Genomic DNA, 24945 nt, shown 5'->3' on the forward strand with positions numbered 1-24945 from the left:
GCCGGAGATAGCGTCATGGCATTCGAAGCAATGTTCCAGCCGATCCAGATCGGCAAACTGACCATCCGCAACCGCGTGCTCAGCACCGCGCACGCCGAGGTCTACGCCACTGACGGCGGCATGACGACCGACCGCTATGTGAAGTACTACGAAGAGAAGGCCAAGGGCGGCATCGGCCTGGCGATCTGCGGCGGCTCGTCCGTGGTCGCCATCGACAGCCCGCAAGAGTGGTGGGCGTCGGTCAACCTGTCGACCGACCGCATCATTCCGCACTTCCAGAACCTGGCCGACGCCATGCACAAGCATGGCGCCAAGATCATGATCCAGATTACCCACATGGGCCGTCGCTCGCGTTGGGACGGCTTCAACTGGCCTACCCTGATGTCGCCGTCGGGTATCCGTGAACCCGTGCACCGTGCCACCTGCAAGACCATCGAGGTGGAAGAGATCTGGCGGGTGATCGGCAACTACGCGCAGGCTGCGCGGCGTGCCAAAGAAGGCGGCTTGGACGGCGTCGAACTGTCGGCCGTGCACCAGCACATGATCGACCAGTTCTGGAGCCCGCGGGTCAACAAGCGTACCGACGAATGGGGCGGTACGTTCGAAGGCCGCATGAAGTTCGGCATGGAAGTGCTCAAGGCGGTGCGCGCCGAGGTCGGCGACGACTTCTGCGTGGGCATGCGTATCTGCGGCGACGAATTCCACCCCGATGGCCTGAGCCACGAGGACATGAAGCAGATCGCCGCCTATTACGACGCGACCGGCATGCTCGACTTCATCGGCGTGGTGGGGTCGGGTTGCGACACCCACAACACCCTGGCCAACGTTATCCCGAACATGAGCTACCCGCCGGAGCCGTTCCTGCACCTGGCGGCCGGCATCAAGGAAGTGGTCAAGGTCCCGGTGCTGCACGCGCAGAACATCAAAGACCCCAACCAGGCTACGCGCATCCTCGAAGGCGGCTATGTCGACATGGTCGGCATGACCCGCGCGCACATGGCTGACCCGCACCTGATCGCCAAGATCAAGATGGGCCAGATCGACCAGATCAAACAGTGCGTCGGTGCCAACTACTGCATCGACCGCCAGTACCAAGGCCTGGATGTACTGTGCATCCAGAACGCCGCGACCTCCCGTGAATACATGGGCGTGCCGCACATCATCGAGAAGACCACCGGCGTCAAGCGTAAGGTAGTGGTGGTTGGCGCCGGCCCTGCCGGCATGGAAGCCGCCCGCGTGGCTGCCGAGCGCGGCCACGACGTGACCCTGTTCGAGAAGAAAGACCAGATCGGCGGGCAGATCACCATCGCCGCCAAGGCACCGCAGCGCGACCAGATCGCCGGTATCACCCGCTGGTACCAACTGGAACTGGCACGCCTGAAAGTCGACCTGCGCCTGGGCACCGCTGCCAGCGTGGACGCGATCCAGGACCTGCGCCCGGACGTTATCGTGCTGGCGGTGGGCGGCCATCCGTTCGTCGAGCAGAACGAGCACTGGGGCGCGGCCGAAGGGCTGGTGGTCAGCAGCTGGGATGTGCTCGATGGCAAGGTTGCGCCGGGCAAGAACGTGCTGGTGTACGACACCATCTGCGAGTTCACTGGCATGTCGACGGCGGACTACATTGCCGACAAGGGCAGCCAAGTCGAAATCGTCACCGACGACATCAAGCCAGGCGTGGCCATGGGCGGCACGACCTTCCCGACCTACTACCGCAGCATGTACCCCAAAGAAGTGATCATGACCGGCGACATGATGCTGGAAAAGGTCTACCGCGAAGGCGACAAGCTGGTGGCGGTACTGGAGAACGAATACACCGGTGCCAAGGAAGAACGCGTGGTTGACCAGGTGGTGGTCGAGAACGGCGTGCGCCCTGACGAGGAGCTGTACTACGCGCTGAAGGATGGCTCGCGCAACAAGGGCCAGATCGATGTGGAGGCGCTGTTTGCCATCAAGCCGCAGCCGATCCTCAGCCAGCCGGGCGAGGGCTACCTGCTGTACCGCATCGGCGACTGCGTGGCCCAGCGCAACGTGCATGCGGCGATCTACGACGCCTTGCGCCTGTGCAAGGATTTCTGATCCAGCGGGCATGAACACCGCCCCTTTTGGGGCGGGACTGGCCCCCTGTGGGAGCCTCCCATGTTGAACACCCTTCTACCCATTCTGCTGTTCGCTGCCCTTGGCCTGGCGGTGCTCGGCGCCCTGCGCCGGGTGCGTATGTGGCGGCGTGGCCGAGCGTCCAAGGTCAATTTGATCGGCGGCCTGCTGGCCATGCCGCGACGCTACCTGGTCGACCTGCACCACGTGGTCGAACGCGACAAGTACATGTCCAAGACTCACGTCGCCACGGCGGGCGGCTTTGTGCTGTCGGCGGCCTTGGCGATCCTCGTGCACGGCTTCGGCCTGCAGAGCAAGATCCTTGGCTACGCGCTGCTGGTCGCCACGGTGATCATGTTCACCGGTGCGATCTTTGTCTTCAAACGCCGCCTTAACCCACCTGCGCGCCTGTCCAAGGGCCCGTGGATGCGCCTGCCGAAAAGCCTGCTGGTGTTTGCTGCAAGCTTCTTCATCGCCACCTTGCCGGTCGCCGGCATTCTGCCCGCCAACACCGGTGGCTGGGTGATGGTCGGTGTGCTTGGCCTGGGTGTGCTGTGGGGCGTGTCAGAGCTGTTCTTCGGCATGACCTGGGGCGGCCCGATGAAACACGCCTTTGCCGGTGCCTTGCACCTGGCCTGGCACCGCCGTGCCGAACGTTTCGGTGGCGGCCGCTCCACCGGCCTCAAGCCGCTGGACCTGGAAGACCCGAATGCGCCGCTGGGCGTGGAAAAACCGGTGGACTTCACCTGGAACCAGCTGCTCGGGTTCGATGCCTGCGTGCAGTGCGGTAAATGTGAAGCCATGTGCCCGGCCTATGCCGCTGGCCAGCCGCTGAACCCGAAAAAACTGATTCAGGACATGGTCATCGGCCTGGCCGGTGGCACCGACGCCAAGTTTGCTGGCAGCCCGTACCCGGGCAAGCCGATCGGCGAACATGGTGGCCACCCGCACCAGCCGATCGTCAACGGCCTGGTCGACGCCGAAACGCTGTGGTCGTGCACCACCTGCCGTGCCTGCGTCGAGGAATGCCCGATGATGATCGAGCACGTCGATGCCATCGTCGACATGCGCCGCCACCTTACCCTTGAAAAAGGTGCGACACCGAACAAAGGCGCGGAAGTACTGGAAAACCTGATCGCCACCGACAACCCAGGCGGCTTCGCCCCAGGCGGGCGGATGAACTGGGCGGCCGACCTCAACCTGAAACTGCTGTCGGACGTGAAAACCACCGAAGTGCTGTTCTGGGTGGGCGACGGCGCCTTCGACATGCGCAACCAGCGCACCCTGCGCTCGTTCGTCAAAGTGCTCAAGGCCTCGGGTGTGGACTTTGCCGTGCTCGGCCTGGAGGAACGCGACAGCGGTGACGTGGCACGTCGCCTGGGTGATGAAGCAACCTTCCAGCAATTGGCCAAACGCAATATCCAGACCTTGGCCAAATATACGTTCCAGCGCATCGTCACCTGCGACCCGCACAGTTTCCATGTGCTGAAAAACGAGTACGGCGCGCTGGGTGGGGATTACCAGGTGCAGCACCACAGCACCTACATCGCCGAACTGATCGCAGCCAAGAAGCTCAACCTCGGCCAACACAAGGGCGGCAGCGTCACCTACCACGACCCGTGCTACCTGGGCCGTTACAACGGTGAATACGAAGCGCCCCGTGAAGTGCTCAAGGCGTTGGGTATCGAAGTGCGCGAGATGGAACGCTCGGGCTTCCGTTCCCGTTGCTGTGGCGGCGGCGGCGGTGCGCCGATCACCGACATCCCGGGCAAGCAACGTATCCCCGACATGCGCATGGACGACATTCGCGAGACCCAGGCGGAGCTGGTTGCAGTGGGCTGCCCACAGTGCACCGCGATGCTTGAGGGCGTTGTCGAACCGCGCCCACAGATCAAGGACCTCGCCGAGTTGGTAGCCGATGTGCTGATCGAAGAGGAAACCCCTGCGGCCCCAAAGTCGCCAACGGTTAAACGTGAACCTGCGGAGGTGCACTGATGAGCGACATCATCCGCCGCGACCCACGCGCCGAGTGGATCGCCCGTAACCGTCTGCACCCGCTGCACGCGGCCATGCAGACGCAACAAACCAGCTGGATGGGGCCCAACGGCCTCATGCGCAAGAACCCGCATGCCATCGCCGCCGGTTTCATCGGCCCCAGTGGCATCAAGCGTATCGACCGCAGCGGTGCCCAGCAGGGCACGGGTGTCGGCGGGCGACGCACAGCGGCGGCGGCCGTCCAGTTGCCGCTGCACCAGGTGCCGGCGCCGGCGTTCTACATTGCCGTGGTGCCGGACATGGTCGGTGGCCGCCTGAGCAGCCACGACCGCGACCTGCTGGGCCTGGCCCATAGCCTGGCCGGCAACGACGGTGCTGTGTTGGCCGTGGTATTTGGCGAACATAAGGAAAGCAACTTTTCCACAGCCGGCGTCGACCGCCTGCTGGTTATCGAAGGCGAAGCGTTCGAGGGTTATGCACCCGAGCAGCTTGTGCAAGGGTTGCGGGCTGTGGATAACCAGTTCACGCCGCGCCACTGGCTGCTGCCCGACAGCCGCACCGGTGGCGGCGAGCTGGGGCGGCGCTTCGGTGCCGCCTTGGGCGAACGGCCCGCGACGCGGGTTTGGCAGGTCAAGGACGGCCAATGCATCGGCCGCGCCGGCGCGGGTCAACAGGACCTGCAACGCGCCGTGCCACGGTTGATCCTGGCTGCGGCAGAATGTGCGGAACCGGTCAGCGAAACCCGTCACGAAGCGCTGCCCGTAGAGTTGTCCACAAGCGTCGCACGCAGCCTGTCGCGTATCGAAGACCTCGGCTCGGTGGCCGTGGACCCGGCCACCATTGCCATGGCCGAGTCCGAGTTCATCGTTTCGGGCGGTAACGGCGTCAAGGACTGGGACCTGTACCACAAGGCAACTGCGGCCCTCGGCGCCACCGAAGGCGCCTCGCGGGTGGCGGTGGACGACGGCTTCATGCCGCGCAACCGCCAGGTCGGTGCTACCGGTACCTGGGTGACGGCACGGGTATACGTGGCTGTGGGTATCTCTGGCGCGATCCAGCACCTGCAGGGTATCGGTGCCTGCGACAAGGTGGTGGCGATCAACATGGACCCTGGCTGCGACATGATCAAACGGGCTGACCTGTCGGTGATTGGCGACAGTTCGGCGATTCTCAAGGCGCTGATTGAGGCTGTGGACAACTTCCGCAGCGGCGCCCAGCGCGACGCGGCATAAGGGCACGAGCATGAGTACGAAAGTCATCAGCCTGGTTTCCATCGGTGCTCACCCAAGCTCTGGCCGCGCGCGCCGCGCCGAGCAAGATGCCCGCGCCGTGGAGCTGGGGTTGCAACTGGCTGGGGATAACTTGCAGGTGGTGCATGCCGGTGACCCGCGGGAAGAGGCGCTGCGGGCCTATCTGGGCATGGGGCTGGAGCACCTGGACGTACTGGAACAGCCAGCCGGGGCGGATGTGTTGGGCGTGCTTGGCGACTACCTGCGCGACGCTGGTGCCCAGCTGGTGCTGACCGGGACTCAGGCCGAAACGGGCGAAGGTTCGGGCATGTTGCCGTTCCTGCTGGCCGAGAAGCTGGGCTGGCCGTTGATCGTTGGCCTGGCGGAAGTGGAGTCGATTGAAAATGGCACCGCCCAGGTGCTGCAGGCACTGCCACGCGGGCAGCGGCGTCGCCTGAAGGTACGCCTGCCGTTGTTGGCGACTGTGGATAACGCTGCGCCCAAGCCACGCCAGAGCGCGTTCGGGCCGGCGCGGCGGGGTGTGTTGGCAGCGCGTAACGTGGCGATTGTCGAAGACGACCTGCTGGGCGAGGCAGAGCTGCAACCGGCCCGCCCACGGCCCAAGCGACTGAAGGTGATCAAGGCCAAGAGCGGCGCCGACCGGATGAAAGCGGCAACGGCCAAGGCCAGTGGCGGCGGGGGCAAGGTGCTCAAGGATGTATCGCCGCAAGAGGGCGCTGAAGCAATCCTCAAGCTATTGGTGGAGGAAGGGGTCCTGCGCTGAATTAGCTGCCGTGCGTCATGCGCGCTCTTTGTAGGAGCAGCCTTGCGCTGCGAAGAGGACGGTGAATGCACAGTGGATCTTCGCTGCTGTCACCGGCCTCTTCGCAGCGCAAGGCTGCTCCTACAGGGCCGGTTCGGTGGTTGAATGCCAGAAGGTCAATTCAGGGCAGGAATTTTGCCCACGGAATCTGTTCGCCAAGGTGTGGATAAAGTGTTCGTGCTTCTCTGCAGGCCACGAGCTGCAAGGAGTGCGCAGGTTTGATCAAGAAATGATCAAGCGTAGTCGTAGAAAAAACATACCCAATCAGATCGTGCCTTCTAAAGTTTCCCACAATCGCTGTTGGCGGCTCTGTGGATAATATGTTCAGCAAGTCACGAGTGCCGCGAAATACGTGGCTTTCAGCTATTTGTTCAAAAAATAGCCAATCGATCGTGCTTGACGCTTAAATGCCTGATTTTCAGGTTTTTCATGAAGTTATCTACAGCTTTCTGAACCATGCCCTTTTTTGCTCACAAAGTCTGTTGGCCAATCTGTGGGCAACGTGTTCGGTAACGGCTGTATCCATTGATTTGAATGGGCTGCATAGAGTTGATCATTATTTGAACAATGGCGACAGCACGGTGGCCTGGTCAGCCGTGGGCTGATGTTGTGGATAACTATCCATCCTATCAATTCTGCTAGTTCTTCCAGTGCTATCGGGGTGCTAGCGTAACGGGTGAATCGTCTCCAGGGGCCTGACATGCGTAAGGCAATGCCAACCCGATCTAACCTGAAAACGCAGTTATACCCCTCATGGGAGCTTCAGGCCTGACCGAGGGCCTTGGCAGTCATTCGCCAATGCTCATCGCGACCAGATAAGCGGCTGCTACCTGCTTGGCAACGGCTATCGAGCCTATAGCCCATCCTTGATGAGGTTCTGCAGCCCGGATCGTCTGAGCCCGTTCGGCGCAGGAGGGAGCAACGCCTATGTCTATTGCAATGGAGACCCAGTGAACCGGATAGATCCGTCGGGTGCAGCGGGGCGGGCTTTCCTGCCCAGGAACAATTCAAACCCAATATCAAGTGCGACTGATCAAGGGCGAGCAATCGGTCAGGGCGACATCATGAATTATGCTGTCCAGGGTCTTTTTACGGCCAATAACATTGCTGGCGTAATCAACTCCATCGTCGGGCAAATGGAGGTGATCCAGGGTGACTTGATTGGCAACCAAACGGCAACCAACAGAATTGCGACGATAGGTGACTTCTGGAGTTATACGATATCGCTTGGGACCCGTGCTTCATCGTTCCAGGAGATATCAGCCTCGCCGGTTCAACTTGAGGTGATCTCATACAGCAGCCGCTTTGCATTCAGCAGCGGTATTCCGGGCACTGCTGCTTATGCTGAGTTGCCAGGGCGAATCAACCAGCTGTGGCAGAACTCAGCGAACGTGAGTGATTTTGCCGGCTTGGCGTTGAGAGGCGCTTCGAGGGCGAGTGGCTTGGATTTGGTAGGACGCGCAGTGGCGCACGCAGGGGGCAATGTTGTGCAGGAGGTTGTGATCAGGATCAGGGGGCTCAGTCCTGATTCGCATCAAGAAACCCGCTTGTGATCTCGAGGGGTCGCCCAGGCAGCCGCATCTGCTGCCACCCGGGCTTGTATCAGCTTACTGCGCCTGCACTTCCTTCAGGTACGGCGCCGGCTCAGCCCCCAGGTTCTCCAGCACCCGCTGGCTGTACCAGTCGATGAAGTTCACCACACCAAACTCATAAGTCTTCGAGTACGGCCCTGGCTGATAAGCCGTGGAGTTGATCCCGCGCTGGTTCTCTTCCGCCAGGCGGCGGTCCTGGTCGTTGGTGGCATCCCACACCTTGCGCATGCGCTCGGGGTCGTAGTCGACGCCTTCAACCGCATCCTTGTGCACCAGCCACTTGGTGGTGACCAAGGTCTCCTGGGCGCTGATCGGCCACACGGTGAAGACGATCATGTGATCGCCCATGCAGTGGTTCCACGAGTGAGGCAGGTGCAGGATGCGCATCGAGCCGAGGTCCGGGTTCTTGATACGGCCCATCAGCTTCTGGCAGGCCTGCTTGCCGTCCATGGTCATCGACACAGTGCCCTTGAGCAGCGGCATGCGCACGATGCGGTTACGCAGGCCGTGGCTCTTGTGCAGGTACGGGATTTTCTCGGCTTCCCAGGCGGCGGCAGAGGCAGCCACGTGGTCTTTGAATTCCTGGCTGGCACGCGGGTCGTTGGTGTCGTCCCATTCCAGCAGGGTCTGCAGCAGCTCGGGGTGCGAGCCGCTACAGTGGTAGCACTCGCGGTTGTTTTCCAGTACCAGCTTCCAGTTGGCCTTTTCCAGCAACTGGGTCTGCACCGCGATCTTGGTGTTCTCCATGTCGTACGGTTCCATGTAATGGTCCAAAGTGGCCAGGAACTCGTCGATGGCTGGCGGGTTTTCCGCCAGGCTGATGAAGATGTAACCCCCCGCGACCTTCACGTTCACAGGCTTGAGGCCGTATTCCTTCATGTCGAAGTCGGCGCCCATTTCGGTGCCGGCGAACAGCAGGCGGCCGTCCAGCTCGTAGGTCCACTGGTGGTAATGGCAGACCAGCTTGGCCACCTTGCCCTTGTCGCTGGTGCACAGGCGCGAGCCGCGGTGGCGGCAGACGTTGTGGAAGGCGTGTACCTTACCTTCTGCGCCACGGATGACGATGATCGGGTTCTTGCCGATCTGCAGGGTGATGAAGTTGCCTTTGGCCGGAATCTCGCAAGTCATGCCGGCGATCAGCCACTCTTTGTGGAAGATCTCCTGCATGTCGATCTGGAACAGACGCTCGTCGGTGTAGAAAGGCTGGGGCAGCGAATAGGTGCGCTCGCGGGTTTGCAGCATCTCGGCGGTGGCCTTGCGTGCTGCTTCCAGTGGATCGCCCAGGCTCAGGGTTGCGGTGACGTCCATCGTGTGGTCCTCGGGGCCGTGTGCGGCCGGCAAAAGGTGGCTAATCATTGTTGTGGTGCCGCAAGGCTGTCGTTACAAAAACAGCAGGTTCTTTTGCCGTGGAGTGTGCGTCCGAAGGCGTCGTGAACCGTATCCATGGGCGACATGGCCGATTGGAATAACGACGCCACAGCCCTTGTAGCATGGGGCTGGTCGCGATAAGTACGCCGATGTCGCAGGCAGGAATGTACGTCGCCTTCAGCTTGCGCATTATCGACGCCATAAAAAGGCCAATAGTCGGCTGCTGGAGATGAACATGTCCGATACCTTCCTCAATCCGGTCACCACCCAGACCTGGGCCAACGGCCGCCACATCGTGCGCTGCGTCAAGGTCATCCAGGAGACCTGGGACGTGCGCACCTTCTGCTTCATGGCCGACCAACCGATCATGTTCTTCTTCAAGCCAGGGCAGTTCGTCACCTTGGAGCTTGAGATCGAAGGCAAGCCGGTGATGCGCTCCTACACCATCTCCAGTTCGCCGTCGGTGCCATACAGCTTCTCTATCACCGTCAAGCGGGTGCCGGGTGGGCATGTCTCCAACTACCTGCACGACACCATGCACGAAGGCGCCGAACTGCCTGTGCACGGGCCGGTGGGGCTGTTCAACGCCATCGACTTCCCGTCGGGCAAAGTGTTGTACCTCTCGGGCGGTGTCGGTATTACCCCGGTAATGTCGATGGCGCGGTGGTTCTACGACACCAACGCCAATGTCGACATGGTCTTCGTGCACAGCGCCCGTTCGCCGAAAGACATCATCTTCCACCGCGAGCTGGAGCAGATGGCCTCGCGCATCCCCAACTTCAGCCTGCACATCATTTGCGAGAAGCACGGGCTGGGCGAGCCCTGGGCCGGTTACCGCGGTTACCTGAACCAGCGTTTGATGGAACTGATCGCGCCCGACTACATGGAGCGCACGGTATTCTGCTGCGGCCCGACGCCGTACATGACCGCGGTCAAACGCATGCTGGAAGCCGTCGGCTTCGACATGAAGAACTACCACGAAGAGTCGTTCGGCGCGACGCCCGCAGAAGCCAAGGCCGATGCCGTGGAGCATGCCGAGCAGGCTGCCGATGCGCCGGAAGTGGATGTTTCGGACCTCAACCTGGTGGAGTTCATCGGCAGCGAGAAGAGCATCCGCATCGCCCCGGGTGAGACCGTGCATGCAGCGGCGGCGAAAGTTGGGCTGATGATCCCCAAGGCTTGCGGCATGGGCATTTGCGGGACATGCAAGGTGCTCAAGCTGGGTGGCGAGGTGGAGATGGAACACAACGGCGGCATTACCGAGGATGACGAGGCCGAGGGGTACATCCTGTCGTGCTGCAGTGTGCCGAAAGGGGATGTGCGGATCGATTACTGATCTGCAGATTTTGGGGCCGCTCTGCGGCCCATTCGCGGCACAAGGCCGCTCCCACAGGTTCACCGCAGGCTTGAGGGTTACGGTGATTTTGTGGGAGCGGGCTTGCCCCGCGAAGGGGCCATCAGATCCACACAGCATCCCAATGTGGATAATCGCCAGCACGGTCTACAAGCCCTGCTCTTATGGGGTTGGCAACGATGTACCTCGCCATTTGCAGCACACTCTCCTCCCGGCGCAAAGCCCGGTCCTGATAGCCCGGCTGCCATACCTTTTCGCGCCGCATACCTCGCTGATAAAGCGCATGACTGCTGCGCGACTTGAACCTGCGCATCAGGCAGCACAACGTGCCACTTCGCAATTCGATCAGCCAATGCACATGGTCAGGCATTACTACCCAGGCCAAGGATTGGCAGTGCCCATCGAGCTCGGCCTGTCTCAGTTGCTGGATTACGCCTCGGGCAAACTGCAGTTGAGTGAAGATCCGCTTGCGTTCAAGAGTGACCGTGGTCAGCAGGTATATCCCGCCCGGCTGAGAAAAACGGCCACGGCGCAGTAGGTGGGATTGGGCACGGTCCATGTGATGCTCCCTGAATTAAGATTCAGGTGAAACACTAGGTTAGCGGGTAGTGGCCTGAGACTGGAAATGGTTGCTGGATGTTGGAGGGAGGGCAGTGCCGGCCCTTTCGCGGGGCAAGCCCGCTCCCACAGGTTCTGCGCAAGCCTGAAGTATGCGGTGAACCTGTGGGAGCGGGCTTGCCCCGCGAAAGGGGCCGCAGATCAGGTGCGGAAGCGCGCTACCAGCCCATTCAAATCCACCGCCAACCGCGACAACTCGGCACTCGCCGCGCTGGTCTGATGCGCCCCGGTCGCGCTCTGCACCGACAGGTCATTGATATTCACCAGGTTGCGGTCCACCTCACGGGCCACCTGGGCCTGCTCTTCCGCCGCGCTGGCAATCACCAAGTTACGCTCGTTGATCTGCGCCACCGCACCCGCAATGGTATCCAGCGCCATGCCCGCACCCCGGGCGATATTCAAGGTCGACGCGGCACGTTCGGTGCTGGTGCGCATAGACTCCACCGCCTCTTCGGTCCCGCCCTGGATGCTACCAATCATCCGCTCGATTTCGCTGGTCGACTGCTGGGTACGATGGGCCAACGCCCGCACTTCATCCGCCACCACGGCAAAACCGCGGCCTGCTTCACCGGCACGGGCCGCTTCGATCGCGGCATTGAGCGCCAGCAGGTTGGTCTGGTCGGCCAGGCCGCGAATCACATCCAGCACTTTGCCGATGTCACGCGACTGCTCGGCCAGGTGAGTGATCAGCGTGGCAGTGGCCTGCACATCACCGCTCATGCGCTCGATGGCGCCGACGGTTTCCAGTACCAGGTCGCGCCCGTCGCCGGCCGATCGGCTGGCTTCACCAGAGGCCTCCGAGGTGCTGACTGCATTGCGCGCCACTTCTTCCACGGCGCTGGTCATCTCGGTGACCGCAGTGGCGGCCTGCTCGATTTCGTTGTTCTGCTGCTGCAAGCCACGGGCGCTTTCGTCGGTGACGCTGTTGAGCTCTTCCGCCGCCGAGGCCAGTTGGGTCGCCGAACCGGCAATCAATTGCAGGGTGTCGCGCAGTTTCTCCTGCATGCGGGCCATGGCGCGTAGCAGGCGCGCGGCTTCGTCGGTGCCTTCGGCACGGATGACGTGGGTGAGGTCGCCGTCGGCCACCTGCTCGGCGCATTTGAGCGCCTCTTCAATCGGTTTGACGATACTGCGGGTCAGCAGGAAGGCGCACAGCAGGGTCAGCACCGTGGCTGCGATCAACAGGCCAATCACCAGGGCGAAGGCAGAGGCGTACTGGCTGGCAGCCGTTTCATTGGTGGCGCGGGTCTGGTCGGTGTTGATGCGCACCAAGGTGTCCATGACCTTGTTGATCTGCTCGGAGTTGGCCAGCATGTCGCGGTTGAGCAGGTCGCGCAATTCGTCGGTGCGGCCTGCCTGGCTCAGGCTACGCATGCGCGCCTCCAGCTGGCGGTACTGATTGAGCAGTTGGCTGTATTGATCGTAAGCCGCTTGCTCGTCGCGTGCGCCGATCATGGGCTCGTAGGCACGGCGCGCTTGGTCGATCTGGGTGTTGCGTTGGTCCAGCAGGTTGAGGGTGTCGCGCTGCGTCTCTGGGTCGCGGTTGAGCAGCAGGCGATAGGAAAGGGTGCGCATGCGCAGGTTCAGCGCAGTAAGTTCGTCCAGCGTCTTGATGCTGGGCACGCTGATGCTTTCGATGGCAACGCCGGCCTGGCGGATGTTGCCCATCTGCATCAGCGAGAAGATGCCGAGGCCGAGCATCAACAGGCCGATCAGCGCGAAGCCGAGCAGCGCGCGCGGGGCGATATTCATGTTGCGTAGGGACATGAGGGGCGTAATCCAGGCAAGGGGAAGAGGTCGCAGGGGAGGGCGACGAAATATGACTTGCCTGGCTATCGGTCGTGACTGGTCAGTCTTGAGCGAGACCGGTGAAAATTGTGAGCGCGCTAACCTTTTCCTGACCGGCGGTTGATCCAGGTCGGAACAAGCGGGCGCTTACCCTGTCAATCTGCGGGTTAGAAACCTTAAGAATCCGATATTTAATGGCGAGGACTCACGCTTTTCTTTATCGTGTGCGGCCTTTGCAACAACCTGAGATAGACCCCATGCTGGAAGCCTCCCTGAATCAAATCGAGCAACTGGTCAGCGACCTGATGCAGAAAAACGCTCAACTCACCGAGCAGAACACTACCCTGGGTCAGCAACTGGCCCAGGCCAAGGAAGAAAACGAGACCCTGCAGCTGTCGCTGATGGAGCAGGAAGAGAAGAACGGCGCCACCGCCGCGCGTATTCAGGCGCTGGTTGACCGCGCCAATGCGGGTGTCGTCAACGCATGAGTCTGCAAGCGCAGCCGGTCAATGTCGTGTCGATCCTCGGCAGCGACTATTCGATCAAGGCGCCCGAAGGCCAGGAAGAAACCCTGGCGCAGGCGGTGCGGATGCTGAACACCGCCCTGGCCGAGACCAAGCGTTCCTACCCGACCCTGATCGGTGACAAGCTGCTGGTGCTGGCGGCCCTGAACCTGTGTTCCAAGCAGGTTGAGCTGCAAAAAGAGCATCAGCAGACGCTGGCGCGTACCCAGGCGCAGATCGACGCCACGGTGGACGCGATCGTTCGGACTATCGCCGAACAATAAAGCACTCCGCGATCCCTTGTAGGAGCAGCCTTGTGCTGCGAAGAGGCCGGTGAAAACGCAGTGATTTCCGCTGCTGTCACCGGCCTCTTCGCAGCACAAGGCTGCTCCTACAATGTCCCAGATCACTGGAATAACTGGATACGTGAGTGTATACACTTCCCCCAAAACAATAATTGGCGGGGAGCAAGGGCATGCGTATCTGGCGGCAAAGTATCCAGTGGCAATTGATCGCAAGCATGGGCGCAGCCCTGCTGGCGAGCATCCTGGTGGTGGTGATCATTTTCACGGTGGCGCTCAACCGCCTGACCGAACGCTACCTGGTCGACACAGCGCTGCCAGCCAGTGTCGAGGCAATCCGCAACGATATCGAGCGCATGCTCGGCCAGCCGCTGGTGGCGGCCGCCGACATAGCCGGCAATACCTTGCTGCGCGATTGGCTTGCCGAGGGCGAAGACCCCGCTCAAACCTCACGCTTTGTCGAATACCTTGAGGCTGCCAAGCAGCGCAACAAAGCCTTTACCACGCTGTTCGCCTCCACCGAAACCGGCCACTACTACAACGAGAAGGGGCTGGACCGCACACTCAGCCGGGCCAACCCGAAGGACACGTGGTTCTACGGCTACATCGACAGCGGCGCCGAGCGCCTGATCAATATCGACATTGACGGTGCCACGGGCGAGTTGGCGCTGTTCATCGACTATCGCGTGGAAAAAGACGGCAAGCTGGTTGGCGTGGCGGGTATGGGCTTGCGCATGACTGAGTTGTCGAAGCTGATCCACGATTTCAGCTTTGGCGAGCACGGCAAAGTATTTTTGGTACGCAACGATGGGCTGATCCAGGTGCACCCGGACAGCGCCTTCAGCGGCAAGCGCCAGCTTGTCGACCAGCTTGACGCACAGGCCGCGAAAGCGGTGATGAGTGGCGACCAGGGCCTGCGTACCAGCCGCTTCCAGCGTGATGGCGAAGGCTACCTGGCATTAGGCTTGCCTCTGCGCGACCTGAACTGGACCTTGGTCGCCGAAGTGCCTGAGGCTGAGATCTACGCACAGATGCATCAGGCAGTCTGGCTTACCACCTTGATCGGTGGCGGCGTGGCGCTGTTGTCGTTGCTGCTGGTGGTGTTGCTGGCGCGCGGCTTGGTACGGCCGATCCGCCGCGTCACGGCCGCATTGGTGCAGATCGGCAGCGGCGCGGGAGACCTTAGCCACCGCCTGGATGATTCGCGCCAGGACGAACTGGGTGATCTGGCCCGTGGCTTCAACCGCTTCCTCGACAGCCAACGGGGGTTGATCGGCGAGGTGCTGCGCACGACTGAACGCTTGCACCTGGCCGTCGAACAGGTGACCCAGGTGGTGGACAACACAGCCGAGCGCTCCGGTCGCCAGCAGGAAATGACCGAAATGGTCGCCACCGCCGTGCATGAGATGGGCCTGACCGTGCAGGACATCGCCCGCAATGCTGGCAATGCCGCTGAAGCGTCACAATCGGCGCGCGACGAAGCTTTACAGGCGCGTGACGTGGTGCGGCGCTCGATCCAGGGTATTGAAGGCATGTCCGGCGACATCGGCAAGGCGGCGGATGCAGTCGCGCAGTTGGCCGACGAAGTCGCCTCGATCGATGAAGTATTGGCGGTGATCCGCAGTATTTCCGAACAAACCAACCTCTTGGCGCTGAACGCTGCCATCGAGGCGGCGCGGGCAGGGGAGATGGGGCGTGGTTTTGCCGTGGTCGCCGATGAGGTGCGTACCCTGGCGCGGCGTACGCAGCTGTCTACCGATGAAGTGCAGCAGATGATCCAGCGCTTGAAGCAGGGCGCAGGCTCGGCGGTGACGTCGATGCAGGCAGGGCAGCAGGCGACGGGCAGCGGCGTTGAGTCGAGCCAACGTACCGGTGCCTCGCTGGGGGCGATTACCGACAAGGTCGAGCACATCAGCGACATGAACCATCAGGTGGCGACAGCGACTGAAGAGCAGTCGGCCGTGACGGAGGAGATCAACCGGACGGTACAGGGGATTTCCGACCTGGCCAGGGAGACGGCGGCGGAGGTGCAGGGGTGCCGGGCGGAGTGCCAGGCGTTGCGTGGGTTGGCTGATGATTTGGCGCGGCAGATGGGTGGGTTCAAGCTTTAGATTGTTGGAGCTGCTGGCATCGCATTCGCGGGGCAAGCCCGCTCCCACAGGGTCCTCACAGATGCTGAAACTGTGCAGGACCTGTGGGAGCGGGCTTGCCCCGCGAATGCGATCTATCAGGCAGTGATGATCGCGCGGATATCCGCCGCCAGCTCACGCACCCGGTCTTCTTCGGTATCCCAGGAGCACATGAACCGCGCCCCGCCACTGCCAATAAAGGTATAGAACCGCCAGCCCTTGCCCCGCAGCGCTTCAATCGCGTGCTCTGGCATTTGCAGAAACACCCCGTTGGCCTCCACCGGGAACATCAGCTCCACCCCTGGCAGGTCGCTCACCAGCGATGCCAGCAGCTGCGCGCAGTGGTTGGCGTGCGTGCCGTGGCGCAGCCAGGCGCCATCTTCCAACAGCCCGACCCAGGGCGCAGACAAGAAGCGCATCTTCGACGCCAACTGCCCGGCCTGCTTGCAGCGGTAGTCGAAGTCTTCGGCCAGCTGGCGATTGAAGAACAGGATCGCCTCGCCCACCGCCATGCCGTTCTTGGTGCCGCCAAAACACAGCACATCGACGCCGGCCTTCCAGGTCAGCTCTGCCGGGCTGCAACCGAGGAACGCGCAGGCATTGGTGAAGCGTGCGCCGTCCATGTGCAGGTTAAGGCCCAGTTCCTTGCAGGTGGCGCTGATCGCCTTGAGCTCGTCGGGGCGGTACACGGTGCCCACTTCGGTGGCCTGGGTGAGTGTTACCACACGTGGCTTGGGGTAGTGGATGTCCTGGCGCTTCAACGCCACTTCTCGGATCGACTCAGGCGTCAGCTTGCCGTTGACGCTGGGCGCGGTGAGCAGCTTGGAACCGTTGGAGAAAAACTCCGGCGCGCCGCATTCGTCGGTTTCGACGTGGGCGGTCTCGGAGCAGATAACGCTGTGGTAGCTCTGGCACAGCGAGGCCAGGGCCAGGGAGTTGGCTGCAGTGCCGTTGAAGGCGAAAAACACTTCGCAGTCGGTTTCGAACAAGTTGCGGAAGTACTCGGCGGCGCGCTCGGTCCACTGGTCATCGCCATAGGCGCGTTCGTGGCCTATGTTGGCCTTGGCCATGGCGGCCCAGGCTTCGGGGCAGATGCCGGAATAGTTGTCGCTGGCGAATTGTTGGCTCTTATCTGTCATGACACGGTCCTGTGAACGACGCAGAACAGCACTCTAAACCATCGATTCAGCAGTTGCCTATACAACCCAGCCATAAGCTGATTTCAGGGTTGTCTGAACGGGCCTCTTCGCGGGGCAAGCCCGCTCCCACAATGGCCGCGTACGCTGGGCCATTGTGGGAGCGGGCTTGCCCCGCGAAGAGGCCGGCATGCACAACACAAAAGCGAATGTCGTAAACGCGCCATTGCAAGGCGTGCGCAGGCATCTGACCCACCCCGGCCAGTCATACCATCGCCACAAAGGGCCACAGTGCTCTACAGACAAGAAACGATCGCTGCCGGGAGACAACAAGATGTTCAGCAAGCAAGACCAGATCCAGGGTTACGACGACGCACTGCTGGCGGCGATGAATGCCGAAGAACAGCGCCAGGAAGATCACATCGAGCTGATCGCCTCGGAGAACTACACCAGCAAGCGCGTCATGCAGGCCCAAGGCAGCGGCCTGACCAACAAATACGCCGAAGGCTACCCAGGCAAGCGCTACTACGGTGGCTGCGAGCACGTGGACAAGGTCGAGGCACTGGCCATCGAGCGCGCCAAGCAGCTGTTCGGTGCTGACTACGCCAACGTCCAGCCGCACTCCGGCTCTTCCGCCAACGGCGCGGTGTACCTGGCCCTGCTGCAGGCCGGTGACACCATCCTGGGCATGAGCCTGGCCCACGGCGGCCACCTGACCCACGGCGCTAAAGTGTCGTCCTCGGGCAAGCTGTACAACGCGGTTCAATACGGCATCGACACCAAGACCGGCCTGATCGACTACGACGAAGTCGAGCGCCTGGCGGTCGAGCACAAGCCGAAAATGATCGTCGCCGGCTTCTCGGCCTACTCCAAGACCCTGGACTTCCCACGCTTCCGCGCCATCGCCGACAAGGTCGGTGCGCTGTTGTTCGTCGACATGGCCCACGTTGCCGGCCTGGTTGCCGCTGGCCTGTACCCCAACCCGATCCCGTTCGCTGACGTGGTCACCACCACCACCCACAAGACCCTGCGCGGCCCACGTGGCGGCCTGATCCTGGCCAAGTCCAACGAAGAGATCGAGAAGAAGCTCAACGCTGCCGTGTTCCCCGGCGCCCAGGGCGGCCCGCTGATGCACGTCATCGCCGCCAAGGCCGTGTGCTTCAAGGAGGCGCTGGAGCCAGGCTTCAAGGCCTACCAGCAACAAGTGATCGAAAACGCCCAGGCCATGGCCCAGGTGTTCATCGACCGCGGCTACGACGTGGTTTCCGGCGGCACTGACAACCACCTGTTCCTGGTCAGCCTGATCCGCCAGGGCCTCACCGGTAAAGATGCCGACGCCGCCCTGGGCCGCGCGCACATCACCGTCAACAAGAACGCCGTACCGAACGACCCGCAGTCGCCGTTCGTCACCTCAGGTCTGCGCATCGGCACCCCGGCCGTCACCACCCGCGGCTTCAAGGTCGCTCAGTGTGTGGCCCTGGCCGGCTGGATCTGCGACATCCTCGACAACCTCGGTGACGCTGACGTCGAAGCCGATGTGGCGAAGAACGTCGCGGCGCTGTGCGCAGACTTCCCTGTTTACCGCTGAGTGGAGTAAACGACCATGCAACGCTACTCGGGCTTCGGCCTCTTCAAACACTCCCTCAGCCACCACGAAAACTGGCAGCGCATGTGGCGCACGCCGACCCCTAAAAAGGTCTACGACGTGGTCATCGTTGGCGGTGGCGGCCATGGCCTGGCCACGGCCTACTACCTGGCCAAGGAACACGGCATCACCAACGTCGCAGTGATCGAGAAGGGTTACCTGGGCGGCGGCAACACCGCCCGTAACACCACCATCGTGCGTTCCAACTACCTGTGGGACGAATCGGCGCAATTGTACGAGCACGCCATGAAGCTGTGGGAGGGCCTGTCCCAGGACATCAACTACAACGTGATGTTCTCCCAGCGCGGTGTCTACAACCTGTGCCACACCTTGCAGGACATTCGTGACTCCGAGCGCCGCGTCAGCGCCAACCGCCTCAACGGCGTCGATGGCGAACTGCTGAACACCGCCCAGGTCGCGGCCGAAATCCCGTACCTGGACTGCTCGAAGAACACCCGTTACCCGATCCTCGGCGCGACCGTTCAGCGCCGTGGTGGTGTTGCCCGTCACGACGCCGTGGCCTGGGGTTACGCCCGTGCCGCCGACGCCCTGGGCGTCGACCTGATCCAGCAGACCGAAGTGATCGGTTTCCGCAAGGAAAACGGCGCGGTCATCGGTGTCGAAACCAACAAAGGCTTCATCGGCGCCAAGCGCGTCGGCGTGGTCACCGCGGGTAACTCCGGGCACATGGCCAAACTGGCCGGCTTCCGCCTGCCGCTGGAATCGCACCCGCTGCAAGCCCTGGTGTCCGAACCGATCAAGCCAATCATCGACAGCGTGATCATGTCCAACGCCGTGCACGGCTACATCAGCCAGTCCGACAAGGGCGACCTGGTGATCGGCGCCGGTATCGACGGTTGGGTCGGCTACGGCCAGCGCGGTTCGTACCCGGTGATCGAGCACACCCTGCAAGCGATCGTCGAGATGTTCCCCAACCTCTCGCGCGTGCGCATGAACCGCCAATGGGGCGGCATCGTCGACACCTCGCCGGACGCCTGCCCGATCATCTCCAAAACCCCGGTCAAGAACATGTTCTTCAACTGCGGTTGGGGTACCGGTGGCTTCAAGGCAACCCCGGGTTCGGGCAACGTCTTCGCTGCCAGCCTGGCCAAAGGCGAGATGCACCCACTGGCCGCGCCGTTCTCCATGGACCGTTTCTACAACGGCGCACTGATCGACGAACACGGCGCCGCCGCCGTCGCCCACTAACCGGAGACACCGTCATGTTGCATATTTTCTGTCCCCACTGCGGCGAGCTGCGCTCCGAAGAAGAGTTCCACGCCTCTGGCCAGGCGCACATCGCCCGCCCGCTGGACCCTGCTGCCTGCTCCGACGAGGAGTGGGGCACCTACATGTTCTTCCGTGACAACCCGCGCGGTATTCACCACGAACTGTGGGACCACGTTGCCGGCTGCCGTCAGTACTTCAACGTCACCCGCGACACCGTGACCTACGAGATTCTGGAAACCTACAAGATTGGCGAGAAGCCGCAGGTGACCGCCAACGGCAAGCAAAACAGCGCACCGTCGACCGTCAAAGGCCAAGGGGAAAAAGTATGAGCCAGACCTATCGCCTCGCCAGCGGCGGCCGTATCGATCGCAGCAAGGTCCTGAACTTCACCTTCAACGGCAAGACCTACCAGGGTTATGCCGGTGACAGCCTGGCCGCTGCGCTGCTGGCCAACGGCGTCGACATCGTCGGCCGTAGCTTCAAGTACTCGCGCCCGCGCGGCATCATCGCCGCCGGTACCGAAGAGCCGAACGCTATCCTGCAGATCGGCTCCAGCGAAGCCACTCAGATCCCTAACGTGCGTGCCACCCAGCAGGCGCTGTACGCCGGCCTGGTCGCCACCAGCACCAACGGCTGGCCTAACGTCAACAACGACGTCATGGGCATCCTTGGCAAGGTGGGCGGCAGCATGATGCCGCCGGGCTTCTACTACAAAACCTTCATGTACCCGAAATCGTTCTGGATGACGTACGAGAAGTACATCCGTAAAGCGGCCGGCCTTGGCCGTGCACCGCTGCAGAACGACCCGGACAGCTACGACTACATGAACCAGCACTGCGACGTGCTGATCGTCGGTGCCGGCCCTGCTGGCCTGGCCGCCGCCTTGGCTGCTGCCCGCAGTGGCGCCCGCGTGATCCTCGCCGATGAACAGGAAGAGTTCGGTGGCAGCCTGCTCGACACCCGCGAAACCCTCGACGGCAAGCCTGCCGCTGATTGGGTCAATGCGGTGGTCAAAGAGCTGGAAAGCCTGCCGGAAGTGACCCTGCTGCCACGTGCCACGGTCAACGGCTACCACGACCACAACTTCCTGACCATCCACGAGCGCCTCACCGACCACCTCGGCGACCGCGCCCCGATCGGCCAGGTGCGTCACCGCGTGCACCGTGTGCGTGCCGGCCGTGTGGTACTGGCCGCTGGCGCCCACGAGCGCCCGCTGGTGTACGGCAACAACGACGTGCCGGGCAACATGCTGGCCGGCGCTGTGTCCACCTACGTACGCCGCTACGGTGTGGCCCCGGGCCGCAAGCTGGTGCTGTCGACCAACAACGACCACGCCTACCGCGCCGCGCTGGACTGGCACGACGCTGGCCTGCAAGTGGTCGCCATCGCCGACGCCCGCCACAACCCACGCGGCTCGCTGGTTGAAGAAGCGCGTGCAAAAGGCATCCGCATCCTCACTTCCAGCGCCGTGGTCGAGGCCAAAGGCAGCAAGCACGTGACCGGCGCCCGCGTGGCCGCCATCGACGTGCAGGCCCACAAAGTCACCAGCCCAGGCGAAACCCTCGAGTGCGACCTGATCGCCAGCTCCGGCGGTTACAGCCCGATCGTCCACCTGGCGTCCCACTTGGGCGGTCGCCCGGTCTGGCGCGATGACATCCTCGGCTTCGTGCCGGGCGATGCACCGCAAAAACGCGTTTGCGTCGGCGGCATCCATGGTGTCTACGCCCTGGGCGATGTGATTGCCGACGGCTTTGAAGGCGGCGCTCGCGCAGCCACCGAAGCCGGCTTCAAGGCCACCACCGGCACCTTGCCGAAAACCGTGGCACGCAAGGAAGAGGCCACCGTGGCCCTGTTCCAGGTGCCGCACGACAAGGGCAGCAAAGGGCCTAAGCAGTTCGTCGACCAACAGAACGACGTGACCGCTGCCGGTATCGAGCTGGCCACCCGTGAAGGCTTCGAGTCGGTCGAACACGTCAAGCGCTACACCGCGCTGGGCTTCGGTACCGACCAGGGCAAACTGGGCAACATCAACGGCCTGGCCATCGCCGCCCGTTCGATCGGCATCACCATCCCGGAAATGGGCACCACCATGTTCCGCCCCAACTACACGCCGGTCACCTTCGGTGCGGTAGCGGGCCGTCACTGTGGCCACCTGTTCGAACCTGTACGCTTCACCGCCCTGCATGGCTGGCACGTGAAGAACGGCGCCGAGTTCGAAGACGTTGGCCAGTGGAAACGCCCGTGGTACTTCCCCAAAGCCGGTGAAGACATCCACGCCGCCGTGGCCCGCGAGTGCAAGGCCGTGCGTGACAGCGTCGGCCTGCTCGACGCCTCGACCCTGGGCAAGATCGACATCCAGGGCCCGGACGCGCGTGAGTTCCTCAACCGCATCTACAGCAACGCCTGGACCAAGCTCGACGTGGGCAAGGCCCGCTACGGCCTGATGTGCAAGGAAGACGGCATGGTCTTCGACGACGGCGTGACCGCCTGCGTTGGCGACAACCACTTCTACATGACCACCACCACCGGCGGCGCCGCACGCGTGCTGCAGTGGCTGGAGCTGTACCACCAGACCGAATGGCCAGAGATGAAGGTGTACTTCACCTCGGTCACCGACCACTGGGCGACCATGACCCTGTCCGGCCCCAACAGCCGCAAGCTGCTGAGCGCGCTGACCGACGACATCGACCTGGACAAGGACGCCTTCCCGTTCATGACCTGGAAGGAAGGCACCGTCGCCGGCGTACCGGCCCGTGTGTTCCGCATCTCGTTCACCGGTGAGCTGTCGTACGAAGTGAACGTGCAGGCCAACTACGCCATGGGCGTGCTGGAAAAGATCATCGAGGCGGGCAAGCAATACAACCTGACCCCGTATGGCACCGAGACCATGCACGTGCTGCGTGCCGAGAAGGGCTTCATCATCGTCGGCCAGGACACTGACGGCTCGATGAACCCAGACGACCTGAACATGAGCTGGTGCGTCGGCCGCAACAAGCCATTCTCGTGGATCGGCCTGCGTGGCATGAACCGCGAAGACTGCCTGCGCGACAACCGCAAGCAGCTGGTCGGCCTCAAGCCGGTGGACCCGACCCAGTGGCTGCCAGAAGGCGCGCAACTGGTGTTCGACCCCAAGCAACCGATCCCGATGGACATGGTTGGCCACGTCACCTCCAGCTACGCGGCCAACTCCCTGGGGTATTCGTTCGCCATGGGTGTGGTCAAAGGCGGCCTCAAGCGCATGGGCGAGCGGGTGTACTCGCCGCAGGCTGACGGCAGCGTGATCGAGGCGGAAATCGTGTCTTCGGTGTTCTTCGATCCGAAGGGTGAGCGGCAGAACGTTTAAGGCCCATGGATAGCTCCGCTTGAAATGCAAGCCCTGTGGGAGCGGGCTTGCCCCGCGAATGCAATGGTGGCCATGCCGCCCACTTCGCGGGACAAGCCCGCTCCCACAGACCACCACTCGCATTCGGGCATTGCGTCTGACCTTCGGTCTTACGGACAACAGAATTCAAGGCAGGTAAGAAATGAGCGCTATCAACGTCTTCCAGCAAAACCCCGGCGCCGACGCCAAGGCCCAGTCGCCGCTGCACCATGCCGACCTGGCCAGCCTGGTTGGCAAGGGCCGCAAGAACGCAGGCGTGACCCTGCGTGAGAAAAAATTCCTCGGCCACCTGACCCTGCGTGGCGACGGCCATGACCCGGCCTTTGCCGCAGGCGTGCACAAGGCCCTGGGCCTGGAGCTGCCGGTGGCCCTGACCGTGGTCGCCAACAGCGACATGTCGCTGCAGTGGATGGGCCCCGACGAGTGGCTGCTGATCGTCCCGGGCGGCCAGGAGTTTGCCATCGAGCAAAAACTGCGCGCGGCCCTCGACGGGCTGCACATCCAGGTGGTCAACGTCAGCGGTGGGCAGAGCCTGCTGGAACTGCGCGGCCCGCACGTGCGCGAAGTGCTGATGAAGTCCACCAGCTATGATGTTCACCCAAACAACTTCCCGGTGGGCAAGGCCGTCGGTACGGTGTTCGCCAAGTCGCAACTGGTGATCCGCCGCACCGCCGAAGACACCTGGGAACTGGTGATTCGCCGCAGCTTCGCCGATTACTGGTGGCTGTGGCTGCAGGACGCTTCGGCCGAATACGGCCTGAGCATCGAAGCCTAAGGAGAGCCGCACATGAGTCGGGCACCGGATACCTGGATTCTCACCGCCGACTGCCCGAGCATGCTCGGTACCGTCGACGTGGTGACGCGTTTCCTCTACGAGCAGCGCTGCTACGTCACGGAGCACCACTCCTTCGATGACCGGCAGTCGGGGCGCTTCTTCATTCGCGTCGAATTCCGCCAGCCGGACGATTTTGACGAGGCGGGCTTCCGTGCCGGCCTCGCTGAACGTAGCGAAGCGTTCGGTATGGCCTTCGAGCTGACCGCGCCTAATCACCGCCCCAAGGTGGTGATCATGGTGTCCAAGGCTGACCACTGCCTGAACGACCTGTTGTATCGCCAGCGTATTGGCCAACTGGGCATGGACGTGGTCGCAGTGGTGTCCAACCACCCAGACCTCGAACCGCTGGCGCATTGGCACAAGATTCCTTACTACCACTTTGCACTCGACCCCAACGACAAGGCGGGGCAAGAGCGCAAGGTGCTGCAGGTGATCGAGGAGACTGGCGCGGAACTGGTCATCCTTGCCCGCTACATGCAGGTGCTGTCGCCCGAGCTGTGCCGGCGCCTGGACGGCTGGGCGATCAACATTCACCACTCGTTGTTGCCGGGGTTCAAAGGCGCCAAGCCTTATCACCAGGCCTACAACAAGGGCGTGAAGATGGTGGGCGCGACCGCGCACTACATCAACAACGACCTCGACGAAGGGCCGATCATTGCCCAGGGGGTCGAGGTGGTGGACCACAGCCATTACCCGGAAGACCTGATTGCCAAGGGGCGGGATATCGAATGCCTGACGCTGGCGCGGGCTGTGGGGTATCACATTGAGCGGCGGGTGTTCCTTAACGCCAACCGGACTGTGGTGCTCTGACTATTTTGGGGCTGCTTTGCAGCCCATCGCAGGCAAGCCAGCTCCTACAGGTGCACCGCCGCTTTCAAAGGCGGCGCTGTACCTGTAGGAGCTGGCTTGCCTGCGAATGGCC

At 62.5% G+C, this 24945-nt stretch carries 19 protein-coding genes and 3 pseudogenes; 17 read left to right on the forward strand and 5 right to left on the reverse strand.

The features are described from left to right. The first annotated feature begins 15 nt into the window (after positions 1–15). The 6 genes and pseudogenes from dgcA (at position 16) to ACMCNM_RS01915 (ending at position 7694) form a co-directional block, all read left to right on the forward strand. Positions 16–2076: a dimethylglycine demethylation protein DgcA gene (gene dgcA / locus ACMCNM_RS01890; RefSeq protein ID WP_186682911.1), complete on the forward strand. Its 2061-nt coding sequence runs from the start codon at positions 16–18 to the stop codon at positions 2074–2076. 60 nt (positions 2077–2136) lie between these two features. Beyond that, complete coding sequence (gene dgcB / locus ACMCNM_RS01895) at positions 2137–4089, forward strand: dimethylglycine demethylation protein DgcB (RefSeq protein ID WP_099428112.1); 1953 nt, start codon at positions 2137–2139, stop codon at positions 4087–4089. Beyond that, entirely contained in the window at positions 4089–5321 is a 1233-nt protein-coding gene (locus tag ACMCNM_RS01900; RefSeq protein WP_186682909.1) for an electron transfer flavoprotein subunit alpha/FixB family protein, read from the forward strand. Before dgcB ends, ACMCNM_RS01900 begins: the two co-directional genes overlap by 1 nt. 10 nt (positions 5322–5331) lie before the next feature. Further along, on the forward strand, positions 5332–6102 hold the full coding sequence (locus ACMCNM_RS01905; protein WP_412763848.1) for an electron transfer flavoprotein subunit beta: 771 nt from the start codon (positions 5332–5334) through the stop codon (positions 6100–6102). Between the two features lie 779 nt (positions 6103–6881). Further along, positions 6882–7115, forward strand: a pseudogene (locus ACMCNM_RS01910) (RHS repeat-associated core domain-containing protein); the annotation flags it as partial. Positions 7116–7205: 90 nt separating this feature from the next. After that, positions 7206–7694, forward strand: a complete 489-nt coding sequence (locus tag ACMCNM_RS01915; RefSeq protein ID WP_412763849.1) for a hypothetical protein — start codon at positions 7206–7208, stop codon at positions 7692–7694. A gap of 54 nt (positions 7695–7748) precedes the next feature. Here the strand turns inward: ACMCNM_RS01915 and gbcA are convergent, their stop codons facing one another. Continuing rightward, on the reverse strand, positions 7749–9041 hold the full coding sequence (gene gbcA, locus ACMCNM_RS01920; RefSeq protein ID WP_186682899.1) for a glycine-betaine demethylase subunit GbcA: 1293 nt from the start codon (positions 9039–9041) through the stop codon (positions 7749–7751). A gap of 295 nt (positions 9042–9336) precedes the next feature. Between gbcA and gbcB the strand changes: the two genes are divergently transcribed. After that, positions 9337–10437 carry a glycine-betaine demethylase subunit GbcB gene (gene gbcB / locus ACMCNM_RS01925; RefSeq protein WP_186682897.1) on the forward strand — a complete coding sequence of 367 codons (1101 nt, stop codon included), beginning with the start codon at positions 9337–9339 and terminating at the stop codon, positions 10435–10437. Positions 10438–10558: 121 nt separating this feature from the next. On the opposite strand, the gene ACMCNM_RS01930 is transcribed toward gbcB, so the two are convergent. The 3 genes and pseudogenes from ACMCNM_RS01930 to ACMCNM_RS01940 all read right to left on the reverse strand — a co-directional run. After that, a complete protein-coding gene (locus tag ACMCNM_RS01930) occupies positions 10559–11014 on the reverse strand; it encodes an REP-associated tyrosine transposase (protein ID WP_412763850.1) in 456 nt (151 codons plus the stop codon). A 200-nt stretch (positions 11015–11214) separates the two neighbouring features. Continuing rightward, complete coding sequence (locus ACMCNM_RS01935; RefSeq protein WP_371097753.1) at positions 11215–12087, reverse strand: methyl-accepting chemotaxis protein; 873 nt, start codon at positions 12085–12087, stop codon at positions 11215–11217. Then, positions 12070–12840, reverse strand: a pseudogene (locus ACMCNM_RS01940) (MCP four helix bundle domain-containing protein); the annotation flags it as partial. The pseudogene ACMCNM_RS01940 and the gene ACMCNM_RS01935, both read right to left, overlap by 18 nt. Before the next feature lie 278 nt (positions 12841–13118). Here ACMCNM_RS01940 and ACMCNM_RS01945 point away from each other — a divergent pair. The 4 genes and pseudogenes from ACMCNM_RS01945 to ACMCNM_RS01960 all read left to right on the forward strand — a co-directional run bounded on the left by ACMCNM_RS01945 (position 13119) and on the right by ACMCNM_RS01960 (position 15777). Then, entirely contained in the window at positions 13119–13349 is a 231-nt protein-coding gene (locus tag ACMCNM_RS01945) for a hypothetical protein (RefSeq protein WP_027594302.1), read from the forward strand. Beyond that, positions 13346–13648, forward strand: coding sequence for a cell division protein ZapA (locus tag ACMCNM_RS01950; protein WP_027594303.1), 303 nt, complete (start codon positions 13346–13348; stop codon positions 13646–13648). Before ACMCNM_RS01945 ends, ACMCNM_RS01950 begins: the two co-directional genes overlap by 4 nt. Positions 13649–13884: 236 nt before the next feature. After that, positions 13885–14913 (forward strand): annotated as a pseudogene (locus tag ACMCNM_RS01955) (cache domain-containing protein); the annotation flags it as partial. Positions 14914–15048: 135 nt separating this feature from the next. After that, entirely contained in the window at positions 15049–15777 is a 729-nt protein-coding gene (locus ACMCNM_RS01960; protein ID WP_371097754.1) for a methyl-accepting chemotaxis protein, read from the forward strand. Between the two features lie 116 nt (positions 15778–15893). On the opposite strand, the gene ACMCNM_RS01965 is transcribed toward ACMCNM_RS01960, so the two are convergent. Then, a complete protein-coding gene (locus tag ACMCNM_RS01965; protein WP_412763851.1) occupies positions 15894–16934 on the reverse strand; it encodes a low specificity L-threonine aldolase in 1041 nt (346 codons plus the stop codon). 331 nt (positions 16935–17265) lie between these two features. On the opposite strand from ACMCNM_RS01965, the gene ACMCNM_RS01970 reads away from it, so the two are divergent. The 6 genes from ACMCNM_RS01970 (at position 17266) to purU (ending at position 24833) form a co-directional block, all read left to right on the forward strand. Then, the gene (locus ACMCNM_RS01970; RefSeq protein WP_056805708.1) at positions 17266–18519 is read left to right on the forward strand and encodes a serine hydroxymethyltransferase; all 1254 of its coding nucleotides are present in this window, start codon (positions 17266–17268) and stop codon (positions 18517–18519) included. Positions 18520–18534: 15 nt separating this feature from the next. Next, positions 18535–19785: a sarcosine oxidase subunit beta family protein gene (locus ACMCNM_RS01975; RefSeq protein WP_008089646.1), complete on the forward strand. Its 1251-nt coding sequence runs from the start codon at positions 18535–18537 to the stop codon at positions 19783–19785. A gap of 14 nt (positions 19786–19799) precedes the next feature. Further along, positions 19800–20135 (forward strand): sarcosine oxidase subunit delta, encoded by a 336-nt coding sequence (locus ACMCNM_RS01980; protein WP_027594307.1) that lies wholly within the window; start codon positions 19800–19802, stop codon positions 20133–20135. Then, a complete protein-coding gene (locus tag ACMCNM_RS01985; RefSeq protein ID WP_186681246.1) occupies positions 20132–23149 on the forward strand; it encodes a sarcosine oxidase subunit alpha in 3018 nt (1005 codons plus the stop codon). Before ACMCNM_RS01980 ends, ACMCNM_RS01985 begins: the two co-directional genes overlap by 4 nt. Positions 23150–23330: 181 nt before the next feature. Continuing rightward, positions 23331–23963, forward strand: a complete 633-nt coding sequence (locus tag ACMCNM_RS01990) for a sarcosine oxidase subunit gamma (RefSeq protein ID WP_027594309.1) — start codon at positions 23331–23333, stop codon at positions 23961–23963. Positions 23964–23975: 12 nt separating this feature from the next. Next, positions 23976–24833, forward strand: coding sequence for a formyltetrahydrofolate deformylase (gene purU / locus ACMCNM_RS01995; protein ID WP_027594310.1), 858 nt, complete (start codon positions 23976–23978; stop codon positions 24831–24833). Positions 24834–24945: the final 112 nt, after the last annotated feature.

Source organism: Pseudomonas sp. NGC7 (assembly GCF_047159675.1).
Taxonomy (GTDB): Bacteria; Pseudomonadota; Gammaproteobacteria; order Pseudomonadales; family Pseudomonadaceae; genus Aquipseudomonas; species Aquipseudomonas kermanshahensis.

Excerpts from the sequence above, each read along its gene's own strand:
- dgcA (WP_186682911.1), top strand. The coding sequence starts at position 16 with ATGGCATTCGAAGCAATGTTCCAGCCGATCCAGATCGGCAAACTGACC.
- dgcB (WP_099428112.1), top strand. The coding sequence starts at position 2,137 with ATGTTGAACACCCTTCTACCCATTCTGCTGTTCGCTGCCCTTGGCCTG.
- ACMCNM_RS01900 (WP_186682909.1), top strand. The coding sequence starts at position 4,089 with ATGAGCGACATCATCCGCCGCGACCCACGCGCCGAGTGGATCGCCCGT.
- ACMCNM_RS01905 (WP_412763848.1), top strand. The coding sequence starts at position 5,332 with ATGAGTACGAAAGTCATCAGCCTGGTTTCCATCGGTGCTCACCCAAGC.
- ACMCNM_RS01915 (WP_412763849.1), top strand. The coding sequence starts at position 7,206 with ATGAATTATGCTGTCCAGGGTCTTTTTACGGCCAATAACATTGCTGGC.
- gbcA (WP_186682899.1), bottom strand. The coding sequence starts at position 9,041 with ATGGACGTCACCGCAACCCTGAGCCTGGGCGATCCACTGGAAGCAGCA.
- gbcB (WP_186682897.1), top strand. The coding sequence starts at position 9,337 with ATGTCCGATACCTTCCTCAATCCGGTCACCACCCAGACCTGGGCCAAC.
- ACMCNM_RS01930 (WP_412763850.1), bottom strand. The coding sequence starts at position 11,014 with ATGGACCGTGCCCAATCCCACCTACTGCGCCGTGGCCGTTTTTCTCAG.
- ACMCNM_RS01935 (WP_371097753.1), bottom strand. The coding sequence starts at position 12,087 with ATGGCCCGCATGCAGGAGAAACTGCGCGACACCCTGCAATTGATTGCC.
- ACMCNM_RS01945 (WP_027594302.1), top strand. The coding sequence starts at position 13,119 with ATGCTGGAAGCCTCCCTGAATCAAATCGAGCAACTGGTCAGCGACCTG.
- ACMCNM_RS01950 (WP_027594303.1), top strand. The coding sequence starts at position 13,346 with ATGAGTCTGCAAGCGCAGCCGGTCAATGTCGTGTCGATCCTCGGCAGC.
- ACMCNM_RS01960 (WP_371097754.1), top strand. The coding sequence starts at position 15,049 with ATGGTCGCCACCGCCGTGCATGAGATGGGCCTGACCGTGCAGGACATC.
- ACMCNM_RS01965 (WP_412763851.1), bottom strand. The coding sequence starts at position 16,934 with ATGACAGATAAGAGCCAACAATTCGCCAGCGACAACTATTCCGGCATC.
- ACMCNM_RS01970 (WP_056805708.1), top strand. The coding sequence starts at position 17,266 with ATGTTCAGCAAGCAAGACCAGATCCAGGGTTACGACGACGCACTGCTG.
- ACMCNM_RS01975 (WP_008089646.1), top strand. The coding sequence starts at position 18,535 with ATGCAACGCTACTCGGGCTTCGGCCTCTTCAAACACTCCCTCAGCCAC.
- ACMCNM_RS01980 (WP_027594307.1), top strand. The coding sequence starts at position 19,800 with ATGTTGCATATTTTCTGTCCCCACTGCGGCGAGCTGCGCTCCGAAGAA.
- ACMCNM_RS01985 (WP_186681246.1), top strand. The coding sequence starts at position 20,132 with ATGAGCCAGACCTATCGCCTCGCCAGCGGCGGCCGTATCGATCGCAGC.
- ACMCNM_RS01990 (WP_027594309.1), top strand. The coding sequence starts at position 23,331 with ATGAGCGCTATCAACGTCTTCCAGCAAAACCCCGGCGCCGACGCCAAG.
- purU (WP_027594310.1), top strand. The coding sequence starts at position 23,976 with ATGAGTCGGGCACCGGATACCTGGATTCTCACCGCCGACTGCCCGAGC.